Source organism: Niallia sp. MER 6 (genome assembly GCF_023714395.1).
GTDB lineage: Bacteria > Bacillota > Bacilli > Bacillales > Cytobacillaceae > Niallia.
On sequence record NZ_JAMAUK010000130.1, the window covers coordinates 1 to 385 of the forward strand.

Annotated in this window: 1 pseudogene; it reads left to right on the forward strand. The window is 74.3% G+C overall.

Annotated elements, in window-relative coordinates:
- Positions 1-369, forward strand: a pseudogene (locus tag M3600_RS28665) (hypothetical protein); the annotation flags it as partial.
- Positions 370-385: the final 16 nt, after the last annotated feature.

A 385-nucleotide genomic window follows, 5' to 3' on the forward strand; every position in this document is an offset into this window, starting at 1 on the left:
TGGCCGATCACCGTGATCGGCGACGAACAGGTGCAGACGCAGGCCGGCATCGTCGCGGCGCGGCACTTCATGCGCCTGCCGCGCCGCGACGGCGACACGCGCCGCATCGACATGTGGCTCGCGCCGTCGCTCGGCTGGCTGCCCGCGCGGCTCGTGCAGAGCGAGCCGAACGGGGCGCAGATCGAACTGCTGTGGCACGGCCGGCTCGCCGCACCGAACGTGCCTGCCGACGCCGCGCCCAGCGGCGCAACGAACGCGCCCGCCGGCGCTCCGGCACTGGATGCATCGGCCGTGCCGCCCGCGGAACCCGCGCCCTCCACGCCGCCCGCCGCCGTGCAACCACCGGCGTCATCGACTGTCACACAGTGAACGCGCGCACATGAAC